This window comes from Arthrobacter mobilis (assembly GCF_012395835.1).
Taxonomy (GTDB): Bacteria; Actinomycetota; Actinomycetes; order Actinomycetales; family Micrococcaceae; genus Crystallibacter; species Crystallibacter mobilis.
Map to the genome: position 1 here is coordinate 1 of NZ_JAAZSQ010000078.1, position 827 is coordinate 827.

Consider the following 827-nt stretch of genomic DNA (forward strand, 5'->3'; position numbering starts at 1 on the left):
CTAGTAGGGATTCGTTAGGTCTGTTGTTGGCGTGCCGGCAGCGTTAATTTCGGGGTATGCGTTCCCATGAGATGGCCCGGATCCGTGAACTGCTGGATGGATTCGTGGAGGAGGCGCTTGCGTCCCTGCCGCGGAAGGACCAGCGGGCAAGGGCGGTTTGTATCTGCAGGGGCTGATGCTTGACGGGAAGCGCAAGTCGATGCAGCCGATGGGCGAACGCCTCGGAGTCGATTACCAGCAGCTGCAGCAGTTCGTATCCTCCTCGTTCTGGCCGGTCGAGCCGGTGCGGGCGGTCCTGGCAGCCAGGGCCGTGGACCTGGTCCGGCCCGACGCCTGGGTCATCGACGACACCGGGTTCGCCAAGGACGGTTCCGCCTCGCCGGGGGTGGCCCGGCAGTATTCGGGGACCCTGGGCAGGATCGGTAACTGCCAGATCGCGGTGTCCGTCAATGCCGTCACCGACGCTGCGTCGTGCCCGCTGAACTGTCGCCTGTTCCTGCCCGAGTCCTGGAACGATGCCTGCGCGGAGACGGACAGGGACGCCGAACGGATCCGGGCACGCCGGCAGAGGGCGCGGATCCCGGACACGGTACGGCACCGGGCCAAGTGGGAACTGGCCCTGGACATGCTCGACGAACTCGCTGTCCGGGGACAGCAGCCGCCCCTGGTCTGCGCGGACGCGGGATACGGCCAGATCAGCCGGTTCCGCTCCGCGCTGACCGGCCGGGGCATCCCTTACGTGGTCGCGGTGATGTCCTCGACCAGCCTCCATCCCGAAGAGGCCGTGCCGGCATTGATGGACTACACCGGGCGCGGGCCCCGGCCGC

The 827-nt window shown here is 67.7% G+C and carries 1 pseudogene; it reads left to right on the forward strand.

The features are described 5' to 3' along the window. Positions 1-56: 56 nt before the first annotated feature. A pseudogene (locus HGG74_RS20925) lies at positions 57-827 on the forward strand (IS701 family transposase); the annotation flags it as partial.